The organism is Pseudomonas sp. SDO5522_S412 (assembly GCF_054071215.1).
The window spans coordinates 1-5,162 of sequence record NZ_JBSVWQ010000322.1; the positions used below are offsets into that span (position 1 = coordinate 1).

Annotated in this window: 4 protein-coding genes; 3 read left to right on the top strand and 1 reads right to left on the bottom strand. The window is 61.8% G+C overall.

Annotated features, from left to right (window positions below):
* Positions 1-99: 99 nt before the first annotated feature.
* Positions 100-858 carry a Nif3-like dinuclear metal center hexameric protein gene (locus ACW9I6_RS30605; protein WP_003208444.1) on the bottom strand — a complete coding sequence of 253 codons (759 nt, stop codon included), beginning with the start codon at positions 856-858 and terminating at the stop codon, positions 100-102.
* 103 nt (positions 859-961) lie between these two features.
* Here ACW9I6_RS30605 and algW point away from each other — a divergent pair, with 103 nt between their 5' ends.
* From algW to ACW9I6_RS30620, 3 genes are all read left to right on the top strand, one after another.
* Complete coding sequence (algW, locus tag ACW9I6_RS30610) at positions 962-2,116, top strand: Do family serine endopeptidase AlgW (protein ID WP_003208442.1); 1,155 nt, start codon at positions 962-964, stop codon at positions 2,114-2,116.
* Positions 2,117-2,224: 108 nt separating this feature from the next.
* Positions 2,225-4,336, top strand: coding sequence for a TonB-dependent siderophore receptor (locus ACW9I6_RS30615; protein WP_457340175.1), 2,112 nt, complete (start codon positions 2,225-2,227; stop codon positions 4,334-4,336).
* Between the two features lie 12 nt (positions 4,337-4,348).
* On the top strand, positions 4,349-5,068 hold the full coding sequence (locus ACW9I6_RS30620; RefSeq protein WP_087693760.1) for a DUF4198 domain-containing protein: 720 nt from the start codon (positions 4,349-4,351) through the stop codon (positions 5,066-5,068).
* Positions 5,069-5,162 lie beyond the last annotated feature (94 nt).

Consider the following 5,162-nt stretch of genomic DNA (forward strand, 5'->3'; position numbering starts at 1 on the left):
GGGCTTGCTCGCGAATGCGGTGTGTCAGTCAATGCATATGGCGACTGATGCACCGCATTCGCGAGCAAGCCCGCTCCCACATGTGTCCGGTGGTGTTCGTTAGATCGGGTTTGGGCAATCGATGAAGAGGTGTTCGAGGGCGAAACGTCGCGCCAGGTAATCACCCAACGCCTGTACACCATACCGTTCGGTGGCGTGATGCCCGGCCGCTATGAAGCTGATGTCGTTTTCCCGGGCGCTGTGGAAGGTCTGCTCCGAGGCTTCGCCGCTCAGGTACAGGTCAACCCCGGCGAGCACCGCCTGGTCGATATAGCCCTGGCCACCACCGGTGCACCAGCCCACGCGGCGGATCATCTCGCTGCCTTCGATCAGCAGCGGCTCGCGGCCCATGGCTTCCTGCACGCGGCGGGCAAAATCACGGGGCGACGCCGGCTCGGCCAGGGAGCCCACCAGGCCGACGACCTTGAGGTTGTCCGGGTCCAGCGGGCCTTCGACGGTGATGTCCAGTTGCCGGGCCAGTTGCACGTTGTTGCCGACCTCAGGGTGCAGGTCCAGCGGCAAGTGATAGGCCAGCAGGCTGATGTCGTGCTTGAGCAGGGTTTTCAGGCGGCGCTGCTTCATGCCGGTGATGCACGGGCTTTCGCCTTTCCAGAAATAACCGTGGTGCACCAGCACCAGGTCGGCCTGGGCTTCGACCGCCGCGTCCAGCAATGCCTGGCTGGCGGTCACGCCGCTGACGATGCGCAGCACTTGCGGTCGGCCCTCGACCTGCAGGCCGTTGGGGCAGTAATCGGCGATTTTGGCACTATTAAGGTAGCGGTCCGCTTCCTCGACTAAGGTGCTCAGGGCAACGGCCATAAAAGACTCCTAAATATCCCGTTCAGAGGCGCTCACGGCCTCGTATAATGCGCGACATTATGGGCGCTCTCCCGCCCCCTGCAACCTGTCAGGATTTTTCTTAATGCTCAAGGCACTGCGTTTTTTTGGATGGCCATTGTTGGCTGGCGTGCTGATCGCGATGCTGATTATTCAGCGTTATCCACAACTGGTCGGCCTGCCGACCCTTGATGTCAACCTGCAACAGGCACCGCAAACCAGCGCGGTGGTACAAGGCCCGGTGACTTACGCCGATGCGGTGGTGATCGCCGCGCCCGCCGTGGTCAACCTGTACACCACCAAGGTCATCAACAAACCGGCGCACCCGCTGTTTGAAGACCCACAGTTTCGTCGCTATTTCGGCGACAACTCGCCCAAGCAGCGGCGCATGGAATCCAGCCTCGGCTCCGGCGTGATCATGAGCCCGGAAGGCTACATCCTCACCAACAACCACGTGACCACCGGCGCCGACCAGATTGTGGTGGCCCTGCGTGATGGCCGGGAAACCCTGGCCCGCGTGGTCGGCAGCGACCCGGAAACCGACCTCGCGGTGCTGAAAATCGATTTGAAAGGCCTGCCCTCGATCACCATCGGGCGCTCCGAAGGGCTGCGCGTAGGTGACGTGGCGCTGGCCATCGGCAACCCCTTCGGCGTCGGCCAGACCGTGACCATGGGCATCATCAGCGCCACCGGGCGTAACCAGTTGGGCCTCAACAGCTACGAAGACTTCATCCAGACCGACGCGGCGATCAACCCGGGCAACTCCGGCGGCGCGCTGGTGGATGCCAACGGCAACCTGACCGGCATCAACACCGCGATCTTCTCCAAGTCCGGCGGCTCCCAGGGCATCGGTTTCGCGATTCCGGTGAAGCTGGCCACTGAAGTGATGAAGTCGATCATCGAGCATGGCCAGGTGATTCGTGGCTGGCTGGGGATTGAAGTCCAGCCGCTGACCAAGGAACTGGCCGAGTCGTTTGGCCTGACCGGACGCCCTGGCATCGTGGTCGCCGGGATCTTCCGCGACGGCCCGGCGCAGAAAGCCGGCCTGCAACTGGGGGATGTGATCCTCAGCATCGACGGCGAGCCGGCCGGGGATGGTCGCAAGTCGATGAACCAGGTGGCGCGGATCAAACCCACCGACAAGGTGGCGATCCAGGTGATGCGCAATGGCAAGGAAATCAAGCTGTCGGCGGAAATCGGCCTGCGTCCGCCGCCTGCACCGGTGAAAGAAGAGGAATAACGGCTTCGGGAGCCCGTTCGCGGGCTCCTGTTACCTAATATTTCAAAAGAAATTCATTCTCATTAGTCATGTTATATTGTTTCAATATCGCTATTGGAACGCTCTATCATGCCGTCTCGAAGATTTGCCCCGCTGGCGGGAATCGCCCTGGGTTTGCTGGTGGACCCGGCCTACGCCGAAGACACCGCCACCCTTGAACTGGAAGCCACCCGCATCACCAGCGAGGCGTACGAATCAGCCACCGGCCCGGTCAAGGGCTATCGCGCTACCCGCTCCGCCAGCGCCACAAAAACCGACACCGCCTTGCGGGATATCCCACAGTCCATCAGCGTGATTCCCGCCTCGGTACTCAACGACCTGGGCAGCACCAACGTCGAACGTGCCCTTGAGTTTGCCGGCGGCGTGTCCAAACAGAACAACTTCGGCGGCCTGACGCTCTACGAATACAGCGTTCGCGGCTTCACCACGTCAGAGTTTTACGTGGACGGTTTCAGCGCCAACCGCGGTTACCCGAGCACGCCGGACGCGGCCAACATCGAGCGCATCGAGGTGCTCAAAGGCCCCGCCGCCAGCCTGTATGGCCGTGGTGACCCAGGCGGCACGGTGAATATCGTCAGCAAAAAGCCGCAGCCCGAGGCCTTCACCACACTGCAGACCAGCGCCGGCAGTTGGGACCGCTACCGCACCGCGCTGGACGTGAACACGCCGCTGGACAGCGAGGGCAACGTGTTATCGCGGGTCAACCTGGCGGTGGAAGACAACCACAGCTTCCGCGACCACGTTGAGGCCAGGCGGGTCTTCGTCGCGCCCTCCATCAGTTGGCAACTGGACCCGGACACACACCTGCTGGTGGAAAGTGAATTCGTGCGTCACCGCTCCACTTTCGACCGCGGCATCGTTGCGCCCAACAACCGCTGGAGCGGCGTCTCCCGCTCGACCTTTCTCGGCGAGCCCGACGACGGCGATATCCGCAACCACAACAACCGCCTGCAAGCCAGCCTCGAGCATCACCTCAACGATGCCTGGCAACTGCGCCTGGCCAGCCATTACAAACAAGGCAGCCTGTGGGGCAACGCCTCGGAAAACCGCCTGCTGGATGCCGATGGCCACACCCTCAGCCGCCGCTACCGCGAGCGCTCCACCGGTTGGCATGACAGCATCACCCAGCTCGAACTGCGCGGTCGGTTCGACATCGGCAGTTGGCAGCACGAATTGCTGATCGGCACCGAGTACGAGGACTACCGCAAGAAAGAACGGGTGACCGCCATCGCCGGCGGCGATTACGCCATCGACATCTATGACCCGGTCTATGGCCAGCCCAAACCGAACGGCAAGCGCTCCGGCACTGACTTTTTCGAACAGGTGAAAAGCCAGGCGCTGAACCTGCAGGACCAGATCATCTTCACCGACCGCCTGCGCGGGATGATCGGCGCGCGGTTCGAACACTTCGAGCAGCGCACCGACGACTTCAGCCGCAACCATGCCAAAAGCCGGCAGACCCACGACGCCCTGACCCAACGCGCCGGCTTGCTCTACCAACTGACACCTGAAGTGGGCCTGTTCGCCAACGCCTCCACCTCGTTCAAACCCAACAATGGCCTGGACGCCGGCGGCAAATCCTTCAAGCCGGAAGAAGGCGTGGGGTATGAAATCGGGATCAAGAGCGAGCTGTTCGACGACCGCCTGAGCACCACCCTCGCCGCCTTCCATATCGAGAAAGAAAATGTCCTGGCCCTGGACCCGGCTACCGACACACAGCGCGCCATGGGCAAGGCCCGCAGCCAGGGTTTTGACCTGCAACTGACCGGCCAGGTGACTGACGCCGTACGGGTGATCGGCGCCTTTGCCTACATCGACGCCGAAGTGACCAAAGGCGACAAAGCCATCCCCACTGGCAGCCGGATTCTCGGCGTAGCCAAACGTAGCGGCAGCTTGCTCGGGGTGTATGAATTCCAGGACGGCCTGCTGCGCGGCTCCGACCTCGGTGCGGCCTTTACCTACGTCGGCGACCGCTCCGGTGAAGCCGGGGGCCGCTTTGAATTACCGGCCTACCACACCGTCGATTTACTGGCCCATTACAAGGCTAGCGACAACGTCACCGTGGGCCTGAACCTCAACAACCTGTTCGATGAAAAGTACTACGAGCGCTCCTACAGCAACTACTGGGTCAATCCCGGCGAGCCGCGCAACTTCACCGTCAGCCTGACCCTCAACCTGTAAAAGGACGTCACCATGCAAGCCTTCAAATCCCTGGCCGTGCTCGGCCTGCTGTTTGCCACCCAAGTCTCGGCCCACGGACTGTGGACCGAACAACGGCGCGGCAATATCGAAGTGATCTACGGCCACGGCGCCGAAGACAACGCGTTCAAGGCGCAGAAAATCAGCGGCGCCTGGGCTTATGACGCCAGCGGCAAAATGATCCCGGTGACCGTGGAACGTCTGCCCGACCATGCGCGCCTGAAGCCGCTCAAATCGCCGGCTGTACTGGCGGTCGCCCTGGATAACGGGATGTGGTCACAGACGCCTGACAAGAAGTGGATCAACGAGGGCCGCAGCAAGGTGCCGGGGGCGATTGAGTCGACCCAGACCTTCAAGTACAGCCTGGCGATCTACCAGCCGGGGGCGAAGGTGCCGAAGCTGGATCAGATCAAGCTACTGATCTTGCCGGAAGTTGATCCGCTGACGGTCGGCCCGGGTAAATCACTGCCGGTACGGGTGCTGCTGGATGGCAAGCCGGCGGCTGGGGTCAAGCTGATCGGAGACTATCGCAACGCACCGAACACCCTGAGCACCGAGACCGATAAAGACGGTCGCGCCCAGGTGCTGGTGAGAAATGAAGGATTGAATGTGATTGCGGCGCAGGTGGAAATCCCGCTCAAAGACAATGCTGATGTCGCGACTCGCGGACTGTTCAGTTCCCTGACTTTCCTGGGCGAGCCGCATCACGAGTAACCCCGCAAATCCAAAGTGGGCACAGTCAATGTGGGAGCGGGCTTGCTCGCGAAAGCGGTGTTTCAGTCGCCATCTTCATTAACTGACCCACCGT